The organism is Pseudomonas sp. OV226 (assembly GCF_003148705.1).
Classification (GTDB): Bacteria; Pseudomonadota; Gammaproteobacteria; order Pseudomonadales; family Pseudomonadaceae; genus Aquipseudomonas.
The window spans coordinates 101399-121655 of sequence record NZ_QGGS01000003.1 but is presented as its reverse complement, the minus strand read 5'-3'; the positions used below and the strand labels follow the sequence as shown (position 1 = coordinate 121655).

At 57.2% G+C, this 20257-nt stretch carries 23 protein-coding genes and 1 tRNA gene; 13 read left to right on the top strand and 11 right to left on the bottom strand.

Annotated elements, in window-relative coordinates; all coding sequences use genetic code 11:
* Positions 1 to 4: 4 nt before the first annotated feature.
* Positions 5 to 421: a hypothetical protein gene (locus tag C7534_RS06630; protein ID WP_046031252.1), complete on the top strand. Its 417-nt coding sequence runs from the start codon at positions 5 to 7 to the stop codon at positions 419 to 421.
* 6 nt (positions 422 to 427) lie between these two features.
* Positions 428 to 871, top strand: a complete 444-nt coding sequence (locus C7534_RS06625) for a hypothetical protein (protein WP_046031253.1) — start codon at positions 428 to 430, stop codon at positions 869 to 871.
* 77 nt (positions 872 to 948) lie between these two features.
* Here the strand turns inward: C7534_RS06625 and C7534_RS06620 are convergent, their stop codons facing one another.
* Both C7534_RS06620 and gabP read right to left on the bottom strand, forming a co-directional pair.
* Positions 949 to 1275: a hypothetical protein gene (locus C7534_RS06620; protein WP_046031254.1), complete on the bottom strand. Its 327-nt coding sequence runs from the start codon at positions 1273 to 1275 to the stop codon at positions 949 to 951.
* 381 nt (positions 1276 to 1656) lie between these two features.
* On the bottom strand, positions 1657 to 3048 hold the full coding sequence (gene gabP, locus C7534_RS06615) for a GABA permease (protein ID WP_046031255.1): 1392 nt from the start codon (positions 3046 to 3048) through the stop codon (positions 1657 to 1659).
* Positions 3049 to 3610: 562 nt separating this feature from the next.
* Here gabP and C7534_RS06610 point away from each other — a divergent pair.
* The 9 genes from C7534_RS06610 to C7534_RS06570 all read left to right on the top strand — a co-directional run bounded on the left by C7534_RS06610 (position 3611) and on the right by C7534_RS06570 (position 10894).
* Positions 3611 to 4384 carry an ABC transporter ATP-binding protein gene (locus tag C7534_RS06610; protein ID WP_007897462.1) on the top strand — a complete coding sequence of 258 codons (774 nt, stop codon included), beginning with the start codon at positions 3611 to 3613 and terminating at the stop codon, positions 4382 to 4384.
* A gap of 13 nt (positions 4385 to 4397) precedes the next feature.
* The gene (locus tag C7534_RS06605) at positions 4398 to 5144 is read left to right on the top strand and encodes an ABC transporter substrate-binding protein (protein WP_109785328.1); all 747 of its coding nucleotides are present in this window, start codon (positions 4398 to 4400) and stop codon (positions 5142 to 5144) included.
* A gap of 78 nt (positions 5145 to 5222) precedes the next feature.
* Positions 5223 to 5918: an ABC transporter permease gene (locus C7534_RS06600; protein ID WP_109785327.1), complete on the top strand. Its 696-nt coding sequence runs from the start codon at positions 5223 to 5225 to the stop codon at positions 5916 to 5918.
* Entirely contained in the window at positions 5915 to 6604 is a 690-nt protein-coding gene (locus C7534_RS06595; protein ID WP_046031258.1) for an ABC transporter permease, read from the top strand. Before C7534_RS06600 ends, C7534_RS06595 begins: the two co-directional genes overlap by 4 nt.
* Positions 6585 to 7817: a methyltransferase gene (locus C7534_RS06590; RefSeq protein ID WP_109785326.1), complete on the top strand. Its 1233-nt coding sequence runs from the start codon at positions 6585 to 6587 to the stop codon at positions 7815 to 7817. Before C7534_RS06595 ends, C7534_RS06590 begins: the two co-directional genes overlap by 20 nt.
* A gap of 345 nt (positions 7818 to 8162) precedes the next feature.
* On the top strand, positions 8163 to 8987 hold the full coding sequence (locus C7534_RS06585) for an FkbM family methyltransferase (RefSeq protein ID WP_109785325.1): 825 nt from the start codon (positions 8163 to 8165) through the stop codon (positions 8985 to 8987).
* 77 nt (positions 8988 to 9064) lie between these two features.
* Positions 9065 to 9140 (top strand) — tRNA-Thr (locus C7534_RS06580).
* A gap of 251 nt (positions 9141 to 9391) precedes the next feature.
* Complete coding sequence (locus C7534_RS06575; RefSeq protein ID WP_046031369.1) at positions 9392 to 9604, top strand: hypothetical protein; 213 nt, start codon at positions 9392 to 9394, stop codon at positions 9602 to 9604.
* A gap of 300 nt (positions 9605 to 9904) precedes the next feature.
* Complete coding sequence (locus tag C7534_RS06570; RefSeq protein ID WP_109785324.1) at positions 9905 to 10894, top strand: Abi family protein; 990 nt, start codon at positions 9905 to 9907, stop codon at positions 10892 to 10894.
* A gap of 72 nt (positions 10895 to 10966) precedes the next feature.
* On the opposite strand, the gene C7534_RS06565 is transcribed toward C7534_RS06570, so the two are convergent.
* Genes C7534_RS06565 through C7534_RS06555 form a run of 3 tightly spaced genes read right to left on the bottom strand, consistent with a single transcriptional unit; the run spans position 10967 to position 12596 of the window.
* Complete coding sequence (locus tag C7534_RS06565; protein ID WP_027922197.1) at positions 10967 to 11677, bottom strand: SDR family NAD(P)-dependent oxidoreductase; 711 nt, start codon at positions 11675 to 11677, stop codon at positions 10967 to 10969.
* Positions 11678 to 11721: 44 nt separating this feature from the next.
* Positions 11722 to 12378 (bottom strand): DsbA family oxidoreductase, encoded by a 657-nt coding sequence (locus C7534_RS06560; protein ID WP_109785323.1) that lies wholly within the window; start codon positions 12376 to 12378, stop codon positions 11722 to 11724.
* On the bottom strand, positions 12375 to 12596 hold the full coding sequence (locus C7534_RS06555; RefSeq protein WP_109785322.1) for a tautomerase family protein: 222 nt from the start codon (positions 12594 to 12596) through the stop codon (positions 12375 to 12377). The genes C7534_RS06560 and C7534_RS06555 overlap by 4 nt, the downstream gene beginning before the upstream one ends.
* Before the next feature lie 225 nt (positions 12597 to 12821).
* Here C7534_RS06555 and C7534_RS06550 point away from each other — a divergent pair, with 225 nt between their 5' ends.
* Positions 12822 to 13145, top strand: coding sequence for a helix-turn-helix domain-containing protein (locus tag C7534_RS06550; protein ID WP_046031264.1), 324 nt, complete (start codon positions 12822 to 12824; stop codon positions 13143 to 13145).
* Here C7534_RS06550 and C7534_RS06545 read toward each other — a convergent pair.
* The gene (locus C7534_RS06545; protein ID WP_109785321.1) at positions 13142 to 13489 is read right to left on the bottom strand and encodes a type II toxin-antitoxin system RelE/ParE family toxin; all 348 of its coding nucleotides are present in this window, start codon (positions 13487 to 13489) and stop codon (positions 13142 to 13144) included. The two genes, C7534_RS06550 and C7534_RS06545, sit on opposite strands and share 4 nt — an antisense overlap.
* A gap of 68 nt (positions 13490 to 13557) precedes the next feature.
* Positions 13558 to 13806, bottom strand: coding sequence for a hypothetical protein (locus C7534_RS32290; RefSeq protein ID WP_139348152.1), 249 nt, complete (start codon positions 13804 to 13806; stop codon positions 13558 to 13560).
* Between the two features lie 494 nt (positions 13807 to 14300).
* On the opposite strand from C7534_RS32290, the gene C7534_RS06540 reads away from it, so the two are divergent.
* Complete coding sequence (locus tag C7534_RS06540) at positions 14301 to 14594, top strand: DUF3077 domain-containing protein (protein WP_109785320.1); 294 nt, start codon at positions 14301 to 14303, stop codon at positions 14592 to 14594.
* A gap of 280 nt (positions 14595 to 14874) precedes the next feature.
* Here the strand turns inward: C7534_RS06540 and C7534_RS06535 are convergent, their stop codons facing one another.
* The 4 genes from C7534_RS06535 to C7534_RS06520 are packed head-to-tail and all read right to left on the bottom strand — an operon-like array spanning position 14875 to position 19001.
* Positions 14875 to 15648, bottom strand: a complete 774-nt coding sequence (locus C7534_RS06535) for a DeoR/GlpR family DNA-binding transcription regulator (protein ID WP_109785319.1) — start codon at positions 15646 to 15648, stop codon at positions 14875 to 14877.
* A gap of 55 nt (positions 15649 to 15703) precedes the next feature.
* On the bottom strand, positions 15704 to 16705 hold the full coding sequence (pdxA, locus tag C7534_RS06530) for a 4-hydroxythreonine-4-phosphate dehydrogenase PdxA (RefSeq protein WP_046031370.1): 1002 nt from the start codon (positions 16703 to 16705) through the stop codon (positions 15704 to 15706).
* Between the two features lie 5 nt (positions 16706 to 16710).
* Positions 16711 to 17991 (bottom strand): four-carbon acid sugar kinase family protein, encoded by a 1281-nt coding sequence (locus tag C7534_RS06525; protein WP_109785318.1) that lies wholly within the window; start codon positions 17989 to 17991, stop codon positions 16711 to 16713.
* The gene (locus C7534_RS06520; protein WP_077432267.1) at positions 17988 to 19001 is read right to left on the bottom strand and encodes a 2-keto-3-deoxygluconate permease; all 1014 of its coding nucleotides are present in this window, start codon (positions 18999 to 19001) and stop codon (positions 17988 to 17990) included. The genes C7534_RS06525 and C7534_RS06520 overlap by 4 nt, the downstream gene beginning before the upstream one ends.
* Positions 19002 to 20257: the final 1256 nt, after the last annotated feature.

Below are 20257 nucleotides of genomic sequence, written 5' to 3'. Positions count from 1 at the left end.
ACCCATGGCCTCCGCCAACAAGCAGCACAAACGCGCCACTCGCGCTAAAGCCAAGGCCAAGCAAAACCGCACGCAGCGGGCAGCCGCACCGGTCGAGCTGGACCCGAACGATGATCGCATCGACTTCGAATCGGTGGACCTGACCGAACTGTTCAAGAAAATGATCGACGCCGAAAAAATCAGCCAGCAAGCGATGTGCGTAGCCTTCCTGGAAGACCCGCTGCTGGAGCTGGTGTACGAGCAAGAAGGCGAAGAAGGCGCGATGGACTTCATCCTCGCCGCGCTGATCGAGTACCGCCAATGGTCGACCGAAGTCGACGAGGCTGGCGCCCTGGCGTGGATCGAATCACCGGCCTTCCAGGCCGACTATGTCGCAGCGTCCGATATCATCGCCGCCCAAACCCAACAGAAAACCAACTGAGTTCCCATGGCATCCCTGAACAAGCAACAAAAACGCGCCAAGCGCGCAAAGGCCAAAGCCAAGCAGATCAACATCCACGGCCGCAAACCCGCCGCGCTGGACGATGACCTTGGCCATCTCGATGAGCCGATCCCGGAATACACCCTGGCGATGTTCAGCAAAATGCGCGATGCGGAAGCCGTCAGCCGCAGTGAAATGCTCTCGGTGTTGCTGACGAACCTCGCCTTTATCATCATCGACCACCCAGAACTGCTGGACATGGAAAACGCCGACGACGAAGGCATGGCTGCCACCCACCTGGCCGCCGACATGCTGATCGACTACCGCATGTGGGCCGACGGCATGGACCGCGACGCCGCCCAGGCGTGGCTGAGCGAGCCACAGTTCATCGCCGATTTCGGCGCTGCATTGGATGTCTACCGTGAGTCGCTGGAAGAAAAAGCCGAGTAAGGATTACGACTCAAACAAAAACGGCCGCTCGTCATCACTGACAGCGGCCGTTTTTTTAACTGCAGAAGCTACAAGCCTCAGGCAGCCACAGGATTCAGACGCGGGATTTCCATGCCGATCTTGGCACTGGCGTAGCTAAGATCACCGCTGGCAATGGATTGAGCCTTGAAGCCGGCACCGATCAGATCCTTAACGTACAGCTTGTTGTAGATGAACATGAACACGAGGTTGCTGAGGCTAAAAGTGAAGCAGGCCACGACAAACATGATCGCTGCCCACTTGAAATCACCACGGAATAAAGCCGGGAAAAAGCCAAAGAAAAACACAGTCCACGAGAAGCCGATTGGCGCTTCTTTCATGGCACCGGTATTCGGGTTTTTGAACACAACCGATGTAAACGCCATGCCTGTCTCCTTGATGCCCCAATGGGTTGGCTGAGTGGCCGGGCTAGCTCCATGCAGCGCTGACTCTGATCTGCCGCTTGAACGGCAGGCACACGCAAATGCATCTGTGAACACACCGCAGATGAAGGAGCAGGCAAGAAAGGGTCGGGGGGCTTTTAGCCGCAAAGGCTGAGGGCGTCGAACAATCCGTGTCCTGAAACTCCATCGTATCCCGTAACAGCGAGATACACATTCGGTGCAAAGGCTACTATCTCGCCATCATCGTGTCTATCCGCTTACCACCCAATAAAGCACCTGAATGAAAGGCAAAAAAACGACCGCGATCATTTCTGATGGCGGTCGTTTCGGTGCCTCAACAACAATTGGCTTGAGTCAGATATCTCAGCGCGCCAAGGCTGCGCTCAGCTTCTCATTGTGACGACGACGAGCTACCAGCACGCCTGCCGCGACTACCAACAGCGCCAGCAGGCCGGTCGCGAGAATCTCTACGCGATGCGCTTCCTGGAACAACATGATGGTCAGGGCCGCCACGATGAAAATGATCACCGCGTAGGTCAAGCCCGGGAACAGCCACATGCTGAAGGCAATTTTTTCACCGCGTGCCATACGCTGTTTGCGCATACGCAGCTGGGAAATGGCGATCACCAGGTACACCAGCAACGCGATGGCGCCGGAGCTGGCCAGCAGGAACTCGAACACCGCAGCCGGGGCGACGTAGTTGGCGAACACGGCGAGGAACGCAGCACCGGTCGACAACATCACAGCCCAATACGGCGTGCCGCTCTTATTGGTGCGCTGGGAAACGGCCGGTGCGTCACCGCGCTTGCCCAGGGAGAACATCATGCGCGAGGCGGTGTAAAGCGCCGAGTTGAGGCAGCTGGTCACAGCAACCAGTACCACGATGTCGACGATCAGCTTGGCATTCGGGATGCCCATGCGCTCAAGCACAGTCTGGTAAGAACCGACGCTGGCCAGAATCGGGTCGTTCCATGGCACCAGGGCCACGACGATGAAGATCGACACGAGGTAGAACAAGCCGATCCGCCAGATAACCGAGTTGGTCGCCTTGGAGATTTGCTGGCCAGGGTTTTTCGATTCCGCGGCCGCGATGGTCACGATCTCGGTGCCCATGAAGGAAAACATGGTGGTCAGGATCGCGCCCAATACCGCGCCCATGCCGTTTGGCAGGAAGCCCTGGGTGTCGAACAGGTGCGAAACGCCGCTGACCTGGCTGCTTGGCAGGAAGCCGAAGATCGCCAGAACGCCAAGGACGATGAAACCGATGATCGCTACAACCTTGATCAAGGCGAACCAGAATTCGAACTCACCGTAGTTTTTGACGCTGAACAGGTTGGTCACCGTCAACAGCAGGGTGATGATCAGCGTGAACGCCCAGATCGCCACGTTCGGGAACCAGGCGTGCAGGATGGTGGCGGCGGCGTTGGCTTCCAACGGGATGACCAGCACCCAGAACCACCAGTACAGCCAGCCGATGGTGAAACCGGCCCAGTGACCGATCGCGCGATCGGCGTACGTCGAGAAGGAGCCGGTGTCTGGCGAAGCAACGGCCATTTCACCGAGCATGCGCATCACCAACACCACCAGCATACCGGCGGCAGCGTAAGCCAACAGCACGGCCGGGCCGGCGGCGGCGATGGCGTGACCCGAGCCTACGAACAAGCCGGCGCCGATAACCCCGGCAATCGACAGCATGGTCACATGACGCGGTTTAAGCCCCTGTTCGAGGCCATTGGAGTTTGGGGTACTGCTCATTGAAACTACCTTTGTAAGGAAAAGCGAATGCATGCATCCCGCCTGGTTTTCTTTCTCGTAAAAAGAAACCAACGGGGCGTTCTGGATTCTGTACGCAATAATTGCGCCAAAATGTTTCAAAACCGTCTATCACGGCGATCTCGACCTGACCGGACAGTCATCGCAAGTCATTGAAAGTAATAGCACTTTGCCAGAACGTTACCCTGCGACTCACTTTTCCAACGAGCGCGCGCACCAGAAACACATCCGGTAAACGCTCGACGCACAATAAAAGTGCGGATCAGGAACGTTTGGCCGCATAGCGCTTCCAACACCCCGCCAAAGCTGGCAACATCGCGCCCTTTTTTACGCAACCCGCGGCTGCTTTGTATTTAAAAGCAGGATCAAACGGCTGTTCGGTTGATAGCAGCGCGACAGTCTGCTGTACCGATGCGACAACCTGCCACATCACTTCCGTTTACCGCCCGTAGCGCTGTTGGCTGCCATTCAAACGCTATGCTAGCGTGGCCGCCTCGCCAGGAAGGCCGCCAACAGCAGGAGCGAAACACTATGAGGAACGCACATGGCTGAGGCCACGCCCGCGCTTGAAATCCGCAATTTGCACAAACGCTACGGACAGCTTGAGGTGCTCAAAGGCATCTCGTTGACCGCCCGCGACGGCGACGTGATCTCGATCCTGGGTTCTTCCGGTTCCGGCAAGTCCACGTTCCTGCGTTGCATCAACCTCTTGGAAAACCCGCACCAGGGCCAGATTCTCGTAGCCGGCGAAGAACTCAAACTCAAAGCGGCGAAGAACGGCGAACTGGTCGCTGCCGACGGCAAGCAGATCAACCGCCTGCGCAGCGAGATTGGTTTTGTGTTTCAAAACTTTAATCTCTGGCCGCACATGAGCGTGCTCGACAACATCATCGAAGCTCCGCGCCGCGTGCTCGGCCAGAGCAAGGCCGAAGCCATCGAAGTGGCCGAAGCCCTGCTGGCCAAGGTCGGCATCGCCGACAAGCGCCATGCCTACCCGGCGCAACTGTCCGGCGGCCAGCAGCAGCGCGCCGCCATCGCCCGAACCCTGGCGATGCAGCCCAAGGTGATCCTGTTCGACGAGCCCACCTCAGCCCTTGACCCGGAAATGGTCCAGGAAGTACTTAATGTCATCCGTGCACTGGCCGAAGAAGGCCGCACCATGCTGCTCGTGACCCACGAAATGGGCTTCGCCCGTCAGGTCTCCAGCGAAGTGGTGTTCCTCCACCAGGGCCTGGTAGAAGAGCAAGGATCGCCACAGCAGGTGTTTGAAAACCCGCTTTCGGCGCGCTGCAAACAATTCATGTCCAGCAACCGCTAACGGAGCTCCCCACATGCAGAACTACAAAAAGGTCTTCCTGGCTGCCGCCGTCACCCTGGCTTTCAGCGCCGGTGCCATGGCCGAAACCCTGAAGATGGGCATCGAAGCGGCCTACCCGCCGTTCAACAACAAAGATGCCAGCGGCAACGTGGTCGGCTTCGACAAGGAAATCGGCGACGCCCTGTGCGCCAAGATGAAAGTCGAGTGCACCGTGGTCACCTCCGACTGGGACGGCATCATCCCGGCCCTGAACGCGAAGAAGTTCGACTTCCTGATCTCCTCGATGTCGATCACCGACGAGCGCAAGCAAGCGGTCGACTTCACCGAGCCTTACTACTCGAACAAGCTGCAGTTCATCGCTCCGAAAAGTGTCGATTTCAAAACCGACAAGGCTTCCCTGCAAGGCAAAGTGATCGGCGCACAACGTGCGACCCTCGCCGGTACCTGGCTGGAAGACAACATGGAAGGCGTCGAAGTCAAACTCTACGACACTCAGGAAAACGCTTACCTGGACCTGACCTCTGGTCGTCTGGACGGCATCCTCGCCGACAAATACGTCAACTACGAGTGGCTGAAAAGCGACGCCGGCAGGTCTTACGAATTCAAAGGCGATCCGGTAGAAGAAAGCGACAAAATCGGTATCGCTGTCCGTAAAAACGACCCGATCCGCGAGAAGCTGAACGTCGCACTGAAAGAGATCGTCGCTGACGGCACCTACAAGAAAATCAACGACAAGTACTTCCCGTTCAGCATCTATTGATTCTGACCTGCCTGACCGGCGCCGCTTTATAGCGGTGCCGGTTCTCGGCATTGCCTGCCGCGATTTGAAAAGAAATCCATGACTATCGATCTCTACGGATTCGGCCCGGCGCTCGCCGCCGGCGCGCTGATGACTGTGAAACTGGCACTCTCGGCCCTGTGCCTGGGACTGGTGTTCGGTCTGCTCGGCGCCTTGGCCAAGACTTCGCCATACAAGCCTCTGCAATGGCTTGGCGGCACTTATTCGACACTGGTTCGCGGTATTCCGGAATTACTCTGGGTGCTGTTGATCTATTTCGGCACGGTCAACCTGATGCGTGCCATGGGCGAGTTTTTCGGTAACCCCGACCTCGAACTCAATGCCTTCGCAGCCGGTGTGATTGCCCTGGGGCTGTGCTTTGGCGCCTACGCCACCGAAGTGTTTCGGGGCGCGATTCTGGCGATTCCCAAAGGTCACCGTGAAGCCGGCGTGGCATTGGGTCTGTCGAAGTTTCGCATCTTCACCAAACTGATCATGCCGCAAATGTGGCGCATCGCCCTGCCGGGCCTTGGCAACCTGTTCATGATCCTGATGAAAGACACCGCGCTGGTATCGGTCATCGGCCTGGAAGAAATCATGCGCCACGCGCAAATCGGCGTGACCGTGTCCAAGCAACCGTTCACCTTCTATATGGTGGCCGCGTTCATGTACCTGGGCTTGACCGTGCTCGCCATGAGCGGCATGCACTTAATGGAACGACGTGCCGCTCGCGGCTTCGCGAGGAGCACCCAATGAACTGGGAAGTCATCATCAAGTGGCTGCCGAAACTGGCCCAAGGCGCAACGCTGACCCTGGAACTGGTGGCCATCGCCGTGATCGCCGGTTTGCTGCTGGCGATTCCGCTGGGCATCGCGCGTTCGTCACGACTCTGGTACGTACGGGCATTTCCCTACGGCTATATCTTCTTTTTCCGCGGCACGCCGTTGCTGGTTCAGCTGTTCCTGGTTTATTACGGCCTGGCGCAGTTCGATGTCATCCGTAATAGCTCCATGTGGCCGTACTTGCGCGATCCGTTCTGGTGCGCCACCGCGACCATGACCCTGCACACCGCTGCCTACATCGCCGAGATCCTGCGCGGCGCGATCCAGGCGATTCCGCCGGGTGAAATCGAAGCGGCGCGCGCGTTGGGTATGTCTCGCGCCAAAGCGCTGTTCTATATCATCCTGCCGCGAGCCGCGCGCATCGGCCTCCCGGCCTACAGCAACGAAGTGATCCTTATGCTCAAGGCCAGCGCCCTGGCCAGTACCGTGACCCTGCTGGAACTGACCGGCATGGCCCGCACCATCATTGCCCGAACCTACCTGCCGGTGGAGATCTTCTTCGCCGCGGGCATGTTCTATCTGTTGATGGCTTACGTGCTGGTTCGCGGCTTCAAGCTGCTGGAGCGCTGGTTGCGCGTCGATGCCTGCCAAGGGCGTTGATTCCTCCTGCGTGCTGACGGGCGAGGCCCTGCTCGCCCGCTTCACGGCGCTGGATGCTTTTCTGATCGAGCATCAAGCGCTGTGGAAGCCACGGCCGTTTACTCATCTGCACCTGCCTTGGGAAACGTCCTACCCGAAGTTGGCACTTTGGCTATGGGGGCGGTCGCTGGACGACGCAGAACTTGCTCATAACCAACCTTGTTTGCTGGATGCGCCGGAGCCGTTTGCTTCGTTGGCGGCGTTATCGCTTGAGCTGAGTACGGTCGGTGAATTGCCGGCGCATTCGCTGCAAGCGGCCGGGCATCGCCTGAACGTCGATGTGCCGGGGCGTAAGTGGCAACAGATCGAGGCGTTTGCCAGTCGCCTGTCGTTTGCTGCGCCACCGAGGCATTGGCTGGACTGGTGCTCGGGCAAGGGCCACCTGGGCCGGCGTTTGCTGCAAACCGGGCAACAACTGACCTGTCTGGAATACGACCCGGCACTGGTGGCCAGCGGACAGGCACTCAGCCAGCGTCATCACTTGCACGCACTGCACGTCGAACAGGATGTACTGGCCTCGGATGCTGCATCACTACTGCACAACGGACACACACCCGTCGCGCTGCATGCATGCGGTGACTTGCATGTGCGACTGATCCAGCTCGCCAGTGCGGCAGGTTGCAAGCAACTCGCCATCGCGCCGTGCTGTTATAACCGGATCAGTCTTGCGGCCTATCAGCCGCTTTCCTCTGTGGCTTTACGCTCCGACCTACAGCTGTCCCTCGACGATCTCGCCCTCCCGATGAGCGAAACCGTCACTGCCGGCGCGCGCGTGCGCCGTCAGCGTGACACCTCCATGGCCCGGCGTCTGGGTTTCGACCTGCTGCAACGGCAACTGCGCGGCGTTGATGAATACCTGCCGACTCCGTCCCTGCCCAGCGCCTGGCTGGACAAACCCTTCGCCGAGTACTGCCATCATCTGGCCGCGCTGAAAGAGTTATCCACAGTTGGCGCGCAAGATTGGTCCGCACTCGAAGCCGCTGGCTGGCAGCGCTTGGCGCATGTACGCAATCTGGAGCTGCTGCGCGGACTTTTCCGACGCCCGTTGGAGCTATGGCTGGTTCTCGACCGGGCACTTTTCCTCAGGGAGCAGGGCTATACCGTTCGTCTGGGCACCTTCTGCGAAACTCCGCTCACGCCGCGTAATTTCCTGCTTCTGGCAGAACGCCCTTAAAGCAATTCAGACCTGTGGATAACTCTGTTGATGAAATAATCGTGGATCCAATAAACACGGTTGTTTCAGAGCTGAAACTAGTCTGTTCACTTTTCGTACACCTGCGAAAAAAACCAGAAAAACAGGCATTTGCGAACAAATGAGAACGGGTCCGCAAAAACAGTAATGAAGGGGGCAAGGCGTGCGGCCCGATGTGCATAAGCATTCAATGCAAAGGACATAAGCGCCGAAGTCAGGACGCCAGACCGGGGAAATTGCACCGCTTCGTGACTCTTGTTATACACAGACGCAAGGACGCCGACAGCGCGACCACCCACAAGAAAATTCGACCGACAGGATGCGACAGTGACGTTCATTTCTTACGCACAGAATTTCGAAGACATCCGCCTGTGGCGCGCCCTCAAGACTGTCGAGAACGGCTTCTATATCGATGTCGGGGCCAACGACCCCACCCATGACTCGGTCACCAAAGCGTTCTACGACCATGGCTGGACCGGCATCAACGTCGAACCGATGCCCAACTACTACGAAGCCCTGTGCCAGCAACGTCCCAAAGACACCAACCTGCAATGCGTGGCCGGCGAAAGCGCTGAGAGCCTGACCTTCTACGGCATCGCCGGCACCGGCCTCTCGACCGTCGACCCGGCCATGGCGCAAATGCACAAAGACGCCGGCATGGACGTGCGCAGCCAGACCGTCAAATCCCGCACCCTGACCTCCATCTGCGAAGAGCACGCGCAGGGCCGGCCGATCCACTTCCTGAAAATCGACGTCGAAGGCCACGAAGAAACTGTCCTGCGCGGCATGGACTTCACCCGGTGGCGGCCGTGGGTCATCCTCATCGAAACCCCGTGGGAACGCGACCAGACCTGGGAAACCCTCGTCACCGGCGCCGGCTACCAGTCCATCCTGTTCGACGGCATCAATACCTATTACCTCGCCGAAGAACACCTGCACCTCAAACCCGCCTTCGACATCCCGCCCTGCAACCTGGACAATTTCCAGTTCTGCAAAGGCCACAACTTCAGCCACCCCGTCAGCGACGCCGAACACCAACTCACCGCCGCCCTGCAACGCGCCGAACAGGCCGAAGCACAGCTGCGCGCAATGCAAAACAGCCGGACCTGGCAAGCCATCCAGAAACTCAAGAAAACCCTGCTGCGCGCCTGACCTGACGCCTGCGCAAAAATAGTCTGAATTCAGGGGTTTACAGAACCAATCCAATCGCTATAATCGTCGCCCAACACGCCGGTATAGCTCAGTTGGTAGAGCAACTGACTTGTAATCAGTAGGTCCCGGGTTCGACTCCTGGTGCCGGCACCATACGCAATATCGAAAAAGGCTCACCGAAAGGTGGGCCTTTTTCGTTTATGGGTCTTACGCTCGCCCGTCTCGCTGAAGGATGGTCATATTCATCAAAGACGCGAGTCGACGCATCCCATTCTGGTACCGCGCATCTACATACCTCCCCGAAACGATGAGCGGTTACGGTCGAAAATCAGTGAGACGGCATAATGGCAGCAGTGCTTATGCACAATCTGCCACTTCACTCCGCCGTTGCGAGCCCCTTTGTAATGAACACCGAACGACGTTACTCGATCATCTTGGAGCACAGCGCCGAGGTGCTGCTGGAACATGCACCCATGGCGCAGATAGAGGCATTTTGGGACGCCAACGATACCCGCTACTTCGGGTTGCGCATGGAGGAAGAGCACAGCGCGCACGCACGAGTGATTGTTACGGACGAAGTCCCCGACGACGAAGATGTGGAGCTTTCTTGTCTGTAGCGAATGTTGCGGGCAACATAAAAAAGCCCTCGTAGAAATACGAGGGCTTTGTTGTTTCTGGGGTTTGGAGACAGTCCCCGGGACGCCAACACATTGGCTTCTATAGAAGCCAACAAAACCTTACCTCCAGCGCCAGACCAAACATTGCCCGCACACCTAATCGTTACAAATTCGCGTCAGTGCAACGTTGACGGGGTCTCACACCTACCTATAATGCACCCCAACACACCCGCCAAGCCTAGGTTGACCCAGTCAGCAAGCTCAAATCGTGCGGGTTTTTGTTGCCTGGAGAAAAGCTACATGAGGTCCTTCGACAAACCGGCCCTCAGCGTAGAACAGCAATTGGAACTGCTAAAGCAACGAGGCCTGCAAGTCGCAAACAACGACCGGGCCATGCGCTTTCTCGAAGTGGTCACGCTGTTTCGCCTGAGCCCCTATATGCGCCCCTTCCAAGAGCAAGGGCCAGAACATACCTTCAAACCCGGTAGCACTCTGAAAGCCGTAGTCGACATATACCGATTCGATGGGGCGTTGCGACGCATAACCATGGACGCCATCGAGAGGGTCGAGGTCGCGATACGAGCAAGCATCAGCAGCCACATGTGCCCCAAGTATGGGTCTGACTGGATCGCCGATGCCTCGGTGTTCTCCTCGTCCTATTCGCACACCGAACTCTTACGCCCCCTTCGGGACCAATTGAGCAAAGAGCGAAATAAATTCGAACGTGAAACGGACCGTATCAAGAAAGGGCGACAGGACGACGGCCTTCAGCAGCAGAGAATCGAAAACCGCATGCGTGATAACTATTTTCGATACTACGGTGCGACCTATGCCTTTCCCGAACTGCCGCCCGCATGGGCCATTCTTGAAGAACTCAGCCTCGGTACGGTATCCACCCTATTCAATGCCATAGGCAGAAGTGCCGACAAGAAAGCTATTGCCGCCAGATTCGGTCTGCCGTTCGATGTTTTGGCTTCGTGGCTCCACACCCTGACCTTCATACGAAACTGTTGCGCCCACCACTCGCGGTTATGGAACAGAGAACTCTCAATTCGGCCCTCGCTACCCAAAGAGTGGAATATCCCAAACGCAGCTGCCAGCAGACCTCAGCCCAAACAGCGGCTTTATATCGTATTGACGATCCTCGCGTATCTAACCGATTTGATCAGTCCAGACAGCCGGTGGAAACCTCGTCTCGCAGAAATCATGGAGCATCTGGAATCAACGAATTTAAGCCTGATGGGCTTTCCTGGCGATTGGAAACGTCAACCGCAATGGCACCTGGAATAAAAACCCGAAGTAAAAAAAAGCCCTCGTAGAGATACGAGGGCTTTGTGTTTCTGGGGTTTGAAAGACCAAGTCTTAGTGACCAGCGCTCTGCCCACCATCCACATGCAGAATCTCACCAGTAACAAAGTTCGCGCTATCCAGGTAAACAACCGCCTGAGCAATGTCACCGATCTCGCCCATATGCCCAACCGGATGCAGATTCCCCAGCGCTTCATGCGTTTCCTCACCATGCATCGGCGTCTTGATGATGCCTGGCGAAACCGCATTCACCCGAATCCCACGCTTGGCGTACTCAATCGCCAGGGACTTGGTCGCCGCGTTCAAACCACCTTTGGTCAGCGAAGCCAGAACCGATGGCACACCATCAACCGCGTGGTCCGTCAGACTGGTGGTGATGTTGACCACGTGGCCTTTGCCCTGTTTTTCCATCTCGTTGATCGCGAGTTGGGTGATGTAGAAGAAGCCGTTCAAGTTAACCGACAACACATTGGCGTAGTCTTCAGCGGTGTAGGCAGTGAACGGCTTGGCAATGAAGATCCCGGCGTTGTTGACCAACGTATCGATGCGGCCAAAACGGGCGATGGCTTCGCGGATCACTTGCTGCGCAACAGCCGGGTCGCCGATGTCGCCCGCTACAGTGAGGATGTCCGGGTCGGTAGATGGTTTGATCGAACGCGAAGTGGCGACAACCTTGTAATCCAGATCACGGAAGGCTTTGACCATGCCGGCGCCGAGGCCTTGGGATGCGCCGGTAATGACGATGACTTTTTTCGAATTGCTCATGATGAACCTCTGCTAATTAAAAGATGATTTAAAAAAGTAAGTAATCAGGCTTCAGCGGGGGCCTTGGCCATTTGTCTCAGCATTTGTTCGTAGTACTCGACCGACTGCGAGCCGGACACCAGGTGACGACCGTTAAGGATCATGGCCGGGACCGAATTGATCCCGTGCTGGCGGTAGAACGCCTCAAGCTCGCGCACTTCTTTCGCGAACGCTGCGGATGCCAACACTTCCTGCGCAGCTGCCACATCCAGTCCTGCTTCCCCGGCCAGACGAGCCAGCGTTTCGCGGTTGCTCGGGTTCTGGCCGTCGGTGAAGTAAGCGCGCAACAGGATCTTCTTCAGCTCGATCTGCCGACCTTCCTGCAACGCCCATAACAGCAACCGGTGCGCATCAAACGTGTTGTAGAAGCGCGTGCGTTTCTCCAGATCGAACGTGAAACCAATGGCCTCGCCACGAGCGATTTGCATCGCTTTCCCAGCGGCGACGTCCTCGGCGGTGCGTCCATACTTGCGCATCAAATGCTCGACGGCTTTTTCACCGACCGCCGGCATGTCCGGGTTCAACTCGAAGGGCTTGTAAGTGAGCTCCACCGAGACTTCACCGGCCACGTTCTCGATGGCCTGCTCCAGCGCCGTCGCACCCAACGCGCACCACGGGCACACCACGTCGGAGATGAAATCGATAGAGACCGACGCGGTCATGACTTGCCCTCCCCCTCAGCCAGTTTTTTGCGGTACTGGGTGGTGGTGATGCCGGCGTAGCCCCAGTTATCGGTGTCGACTTCTTCGATCACGATGTGGGTCAGGTGCGGATCCTTTTTGAGGACGCGTTCCAGGGTTTCAGTGATTTCGGCGATCACCTGAGCTTTCTGCTCTGAGGTAACGCCATCGCGGGTGATGCGAACGCTGACAAAAGGCATGAGGGAATCTCCAGTGACCTGCCCTTCGGAATGAATGGGTAGGCGTTGGAGCTCAATGTAGGGAGTTAGCTGGAGGGGATAAAGGTGGGGACGGGAACATCATTAGTTACTTGGTGTAATGAGTGCGCTAGGGGCAGGCGAAAAAATGTTTGCATCAAAAATGATCAATCGCTAACCTCCATTTATCGTAAATTTTAGATAACCATTTAAAAAAGGAGATTGCTCATGGCAATCCAATTCTTCGACAGTCCGTTCCATGTCACGCATGACGAGGAAGTCGCCAGCAAAATGGCTCTGAAAATGGAGTTGTCCATTTTCATCACTGAGTGCATCAAAAAACTGGGCCTCAAACAGAGTGAGACCGCAGCCAGGTTGAACGTGACCCAATCACGTGTTTCTGAACTCACCACTGGGAAAATCGAGAAGTTTACGATCGATGCAATGATGGACATGCTGGATAAACTCGGCTTTCGCACCACGTTTACTCTGCCATCCAACGATGCTGGCGCGTTGCCTCAGATAGTCATTTCACAAGCTCACGCCTGCTAGACGTTCCACTCCATATTCCGAAGCTCCCGTTTGAGCTCCTTCAACCGATCCTCCGCAACTGCCATTGCGTGACGATCAGTTCGATTCGTCGTCTTCACGAACGAATGAAGGACGAAAATGGTGTCCGCATACTTCGTGATGTAGATGCATCGGTATGCCGGGCTACCATTGATGATCATCTCAATCGTCCCCGCCCCGATTGAACTCAGCTGCTTTATTGCCAACTCTGGATCCCCGCCGTACTGCACACGCATCAGGTCTTTCCCAAACTCATCCTGAACCCAGTCCGGCAAGGCCTTGTACTCCCATGTTGCAGCTTCACTTACAAAAGCAAATCTCTTCAAATGCTGGATTCCTACCTGAAACAGTCGATGCCTTCTCAACGTCCAGTAGACGATTGAAGGGATGCTGTTTAGTAGTTATCGCAGGCTTCTTTTTCCGTAGGACTCAGCCCCTTTTGATGTAGTCCGCTTTGTAACGTGTCGCTTTTTTTCACTTTCTGCGACACGTTATTGGAACGTGTCGCTGATAACGACATGTGCGAGTTGATGCGTTCCTTCGTTAACGGCCTGCCCTCAGCGATTGGAAGCGCTCGGTGCTCATTCATTTCGCGCACAGATTCCAGCAAATCCTTTTGAAACTGATCCAATTCGATATCCAATACTGATGCCTATTTCGCCAGTCGATAAGGTCTCAACAAGCCTTCTCAAATTATCAAAATTATTGCTGGGCAATATTTATTGCCCAGCCATAAAAATCACCAAAACATTTCGGCACGCCACCACCTAGCCACGATTGCGCATCCTCCCCTCTCAAGCTACCTTCAGGTCGTCGCTGCCAATTCAGCGACCGGGCCTGAGAACCCGAGTAAGATACAGGCGCACAAGCGCCCATAATCACGATTGTTGGCGTTTTTTTGTGCCTGCATTTCCGTGTAATGGCGGCTGTGCGTGGGAGACCTTCGGGTCTGCCGGGTTCCTGTATCTCCGGTTTCTCAGCCCACGCATAGCTGCCACCCATTCGCCTGAGAACGAACGTGGTAGCTCAAACTTTGATTCAGGAGTTTTTGCTAATGCCCGCTATCGATCCGTCCAAAATTTGCGCTACCGCTCCACCAGCCATCACCCACCACCGCCCAAAAACCGGAGGTGCCCAATGACCAACCCTCAAGACCTCAAAACCATCGGCCTCACCCCTTTCTCCTACCACGCAAACGATGCACTCTTCCGTATCAACGCTGGCGTCCCGGTGATCCAGGCCCTCTCCCACGCTTCCGATCTGCTCCACATCGCCAAACTTCTCGCATCAGATGCCGTGATGGTTCGGGATACCGACCGGCATGCCTGGGCATCGCATTATTTGCAGGATATGAGTAAGGCGATCATTGATGATGTGGTGAAGGTGCTCGCCGCACCGTGTAACAACCGATCCAGTGACGTCGCACCATAAAAAATTGCACGCATAAATAAGCCCCGAGCCTATCGGGGCGTTTTGAGTCGTTCTTATTAACGTGTCGCAATTTTTCACTTTTTGCGACACGTCTTCGGAACGTGTCGCCGCGGACGACATGTTGGCGACACGTGTCGCCGAAATTGGATTTTTGCGACATGAGCTTTGTCGCGAGGGAGACAACTACCGTTTGAGTGCAAAAAAAAGCGTTGCTTGTGAGAATTTTGGGGCCGCTTCGCAGCCCAGCGGGAGCAAGCTCCCTCGCCACAGAGGTGAGCAATCAAGCGACGTCGACAGTTTCCACCGTGATCTGCTTAAGCGCATAAAACGGCGCCAGCGCAGCTTCATCCGCAGTGGAGCCGGTAATCAACCGCCACTCCCGCTCAATCGGCGTCCAATTCTGCTGCCGGGCACGGCCCAACTTGTCGGTGTCGGCGAGGACAACAATCTGCGCCGCACGCTTGATGATGCATTCCTTGAGATACGCCTGCTGCGCACTCGCTTCACACAAACCAAACTCCGCGACCACACCGTCCGCACCCAGAAAGGCCTTGTCGACGCTCAACCGGCTCAACGTCAGTTCCGCCAACGGCCCCAATGTGCTCATGCTCGAACCGCGCAGATCGCCGCCGATCAGGGTCAGGCGCACGCCCGGCGCGTTGGCCAGGGTCATCACCGCCAGCAGATTATTGGTCACCACATGCACGTCTTGCCGTGAACACAAATGGTGAGCCAGCGCGGCGCAGGTGGTGCCGCCATCGAGCAATACGGTATCGCCATCCTGAACGTGAGCCGCCGCCGCTTGGGCGATGGCGTCTTTCTGTTCCCACTGGCTGGTTTTGCGTTCTTCGAGGGAAGCTTCCGGCTCATGAACGCCAACCACCGAAGTCGCGCCGCCGTAGGTGCGCACCAGATGCCGCTGTTTGGCGAGCATGGTCAGGTCACGTCGCACGGTCGCTTCCGAGACCCCGAGCGCCGCGCTCAATTGCTCGACGTTGGCATCGCCAATGCGTACGAGATCGAGGATGGCGCGGTGGCGTTCGGAGGCTTTCATGGCGGGTCTCGTTGTGTGGACGGTGGTCGATCTTACACGACAGCGCCCGTGCGCCTCATCCCCGTCGCGTGGCAAGCTCCGCACCCTGGCGCAGCGCTTCGAGCAGGCTGCGTTCATCGGCGATGCCCTTGCCGGCGATATCGAAAGCAGTGCCGTGGTCGACCGAAGTGCGGATCACGTCCAGGCCCACGGTCACGTTCACACCGGCTTCAAGCCCCAGCACTTTGACCGGGCCGTGGCCCTGGTCGTGATACATCGCCACCACCAGGTCGAAGTCGCCGCGTCCGGCGCGGAAGAACAGCGTATCGGCGGGCAGCGGGCCGGTCACGTCGAGGCCGCGTTCCTGCAACAGCTTCACCGCAGGGATGATCTTTTCTTCCTCTTCGCCATAACCGAACAGACCGTTTTCACCGGCATGCGGGTTGATCCCGCACACGCCGATTCGTGGCTTGGCAATGCCGGCCTTGATCAGCGTCGCGTTGCCGCGCTCGATGGTGCGCTGGACCAGGCCCGGTTCGATCTTGCGGATCGCGTCGATGATCCCGATGTGGGTGGTGACGTGAATCACCCGCAGCTGCGGCGCCACCAGCATCATCGATACTTCGTCGACGTTGGTCAGGTGCGCGAGCATTTCGGTGTGGCCCGGGTATTTGTGGCCGCCGGCGTGCAGCGCTTCCTTGTTCAATGGCGCGGTGCAAATGGCATCAATCTGGCTGGCCTCGGCGAGTTGCACAGCGCGGGCGATGTATTGATAAGCGGCGTCACCGGCGATGGGCGACAGTTCACCGAACGGCAGGTCGTCGGGGATCAGGTCGAGGTCGATGCAGTCAATGGTGCCGGCCTCGTACAACGCTTGGGAGGCATCTTCGATGCGGCGCACTTTGGCGCTGCCGCCGACGATGACGTTGGCCTGCTCCAGGCGACGGGCATCGCCGATCACCAGTGGTCGGCATTGCTGGTAGACGATGTCATGAGTCAGGCTCTTGACGATGATTTCCGGGCCGACGCCCGTGGCGTCGCCCATGGTGATGCCGATGATGGGGAGGTAGTTGTTCATAGTGTTCATTGGAGTCCTTGGATTCGTGTGCGTTTGGACGGGGAGCGATCGGCGTTGTCGCTCAAGTGTTGCCATGCCGCATACAAGGCGTGATCGGTGCCGAACGCGCCTGCCTTGGTAACGATGCCGGGACGATGGCCCTGCCGGGAATCGGTCGGGCGGGCGAAGGCGACGCCGGCTTCGATTTCCGTCAGCAGTTGCAGGCTGTCGATGCCGACGGTGGTCAATATGGCCCGCGCCGTCTCGCCACCCGTGGCGATCAAGCCGCCAACCTTGGCGAAGTGGGGTTCTACCAGCACGGCCAGCAGGTTCGAGAGTTGCGCGCCCTCCTGGGGATCGAACGCTTCATCGCGGCCGATGCGCAGCAGCAGGTCACTCCAGCCGTCCAGTTGCTCGCCGATGCGCGCCTGCCACGTCGCCCAATCGACATGCGTTGTGCCCTGGCGAAGGACCTCGGGCGGTACGACCAATTCGCTGACGCCGCCACGCTCCTTGAGCCGTGCGCATTGCCGGTCGCAGACTCCGGAAAGGCTACCGACGAGTATCAGGATAGGCGCCTGACTTTTTTCGACTGCATCCGGTTCGATGGCCGTGAAACCTGTTTCGCTGAAGTCAGGAAGACCGGCTATTTCCCGAGCGAGACCACCCGAACCGATCCAGAACAGCGGCTGTTCCATCGACGCGGTCAGGCGAGCGAGGGTCAGCAGGTCATCTTCGGTTTGTGCGTCGACGATCAACGCCTGCGTGCCGCTGCGGGCGACTTCGATAATGTGCTGTGCGAGCGCATTTTCGTTGCCGCGCAAGGTGTCGAGGTCCAGCTTCGCGGTGCTCAGGCCCGCGGCGATGAGCATCACTTCGACGTCAGCCGGGCGGTCGGCGTTTTCGAGTTTCCAGGTGTCGGTGGTTTCCAGTGGCTGGCCGTTCACGAACACCCGACCGCCACGCAACGTACGCCCGGTGGCGGGAAACGCCGGGGCGACGATGGCCAGGCCTGCCAACGGTTGCAGGGCAGCGACTTCGGCCGCCCAGTTGCCGCGCAAGGTTGAATCGATTTTTTTATACAGTCGCTGCCCGGGTTGATGCAGCGCTTTAAATGCAGCGACGGTGCGCTCGGCGGCCCGCTCCGGAGAGAGGCGTCGAGTGTCCGTATCGGCCGCAATCACCTGAGCGTCAGCCTTGTCATTCAAAGGGTCGAGCGTGACCACCGTTTGTAGCCCCGCGCTCGCAAAACCGATGGCGCAATCTGCCGCGCCCGACAAATCGTCCGCGATGATCAGAATCCTCATCGCAAGGCCTCCTGCTTTTGAGGCTCTATCTCCGGTTCAGGGATAACGACGGGATTGCGCTGTTGCACGCGCTTGGCAACGGCTGCGGTGAGCAACGGCGCGAGAATCGCTGTGACCACGACACAAGCGGCGACCAATATGGTCGCACTCTTGGCCGCTTCTGCGTACACCGGATTGGCCGCCGCGATCAGTGCTGGCACGGCGGCGGCGTTCCCGGCGGTGGTGGCCGCAGCGACGCCGGCGACGCCAGTGCCACCGGTCAAACGGTCAGCGAAGAACAGCGGGATACCGGTCAACACGACAACCGCAACACCCATTCCCAGACCGAGCAAACCGGCCTGCCAGACGTTATGCAAATCCAGGCTGGCGCCGAGTGCCAGGGCGAAGAACGGGATCATCACCGGAACGGCTTTGGCCAGAAAATCGCGCATGTCACGGTCAAGATTGCCCAACAACATGCCCAGGGCCAGCGGCAGAATGCTGCCCACCAGCGTCGGCCACGGGAAGGCCGACAGGCCGGCGATACCCAAGGTGACCATCGTCAGAAAAGGCCCGGACTCCAGGGACATGACCGAGTAGGCACCGACGTCTTCGGATCGACCGTATTGCCCCATCAGCGCCATGTACAACCCGCCGTTGGTGTCGTTCATCGCAGCAACGATCGCCAGCGTGGAAATACCGGCGAACAGCCCTGACGAAACCGGCTGCTCACCCAGGAAGTGCCCAAGCACAATGCCGATCAGGACAGCGATGCCGACTTTGGTGATGAGCAGCGTGCCGCCCTTCTTCAGCAGGTAAGGCGTGGCCTTGATGTTGATGCTCGCGCCCATGCAAACGTAGAACACCGCGAGGATGGGTAATGCCCCGGTGAACAGCGCATTGGTGAAAGAGCCGAAAAACTTCGGTGTATCGGGAAGAAAGGTAGCCACCAGCGAACCGATCAGCAGCGGGACAATCATCATGCCGCCAGGGATGCGTTCTATGGTGCGCTTGATAGGAATTTGGGCCACGAGGGTCTCCTTTTATAATTGTTTGGCAAGACGTTTATCACCTCGAAACTGACTGAATCGATCACGCAGTGATTAATTCAGTCAAATTTATCTTAGGCTTTCGTCATGAACTGCGCAAATCAATCATTCAAATGATCGTTTTGATCATTTGTGGTGGAGGAGCCTGCTGTAACAGGTGAATTTATGCCCTCGTTGAAAAGAGGTAACAAGGTGTAAACCTTAATCGGGACGAGCCACCGCGCACTTAAAAGCCCCGAATTACTCGAGGCTTTTAAGCTTGAGGACATCGTTAGTAATTTCGGCCCTCTGCATAAAAATGAGTTTTCGTGCATAAAAACGATCATAAAACTGCCTGTTTGCATAAAAACGTTTCGAAATCGTCAAATGTATCCGGATGGTCGACTCAAGATCCTCAAATTGACACCGACGTCGCAAGTTGCAGAGAATCGGTCCAAGAGCGCGAAACCGACTGCCATCAGGTGGCGATAGTCGGCGTTAGGAACCCCGTTGATGACCTGGAGATTAGCGCTCGGGTGAGACCTCTTCTCCCCTGCTTGAGGGAGCACAATATCAAGCAACCTCTTCAAGAAAAGCAGCCTAATCAGGCTGCTTTTTTTGTTTGTGGGGAAGACATCGTTGATAAACCAACATCCCATGCCGATGCTTGTTTAGTACCTGGTCCAAGGCGTGATTGAGATCGACTGCACTTGGTTGTTCCCGAGCGTCGCTCGCCAGTATCGATAGCGGTATATCCCGGATATCTGGCAAACCAATGTCTTTCCAGTTTTGTTGACCGAGAACTTCCTTTATCCCTGGTACATCCATCGGTATCTACTCGCTCGCGTCGTGGATGCTGGCAAATGCCTTGATATCCAATGGGCTCAAATTCGGAGAAAAATCTCGAATTGATGAGTCGATATTTCAGCGAAACAAGTCAGGGATGGAAATCAGGCGGGTCCTCTTTTTGACTGGGAGACGTCCGATAGCCGTGCAGGTAGCGGCTTTCTTATACGTACGAAATGGCGCGCCCATATGAAAACAAACGACAAAAAAATGCCCAAACCTCCCGGTCCGAGCATTCTTTGACCCCCATCACCCACCCTCCCCCAGAAACCCTCGATCCTGCGCAACCCTCCAACCATCGGACGCCAGCATCAATTCGCTACTAAACTCGGGACAAGCGGGTTCAGGTGCAGGATTATAGCCAGCACGTATCGCCCAACCGACGGCCAGGTACACAACAATAGCCAGCCCAC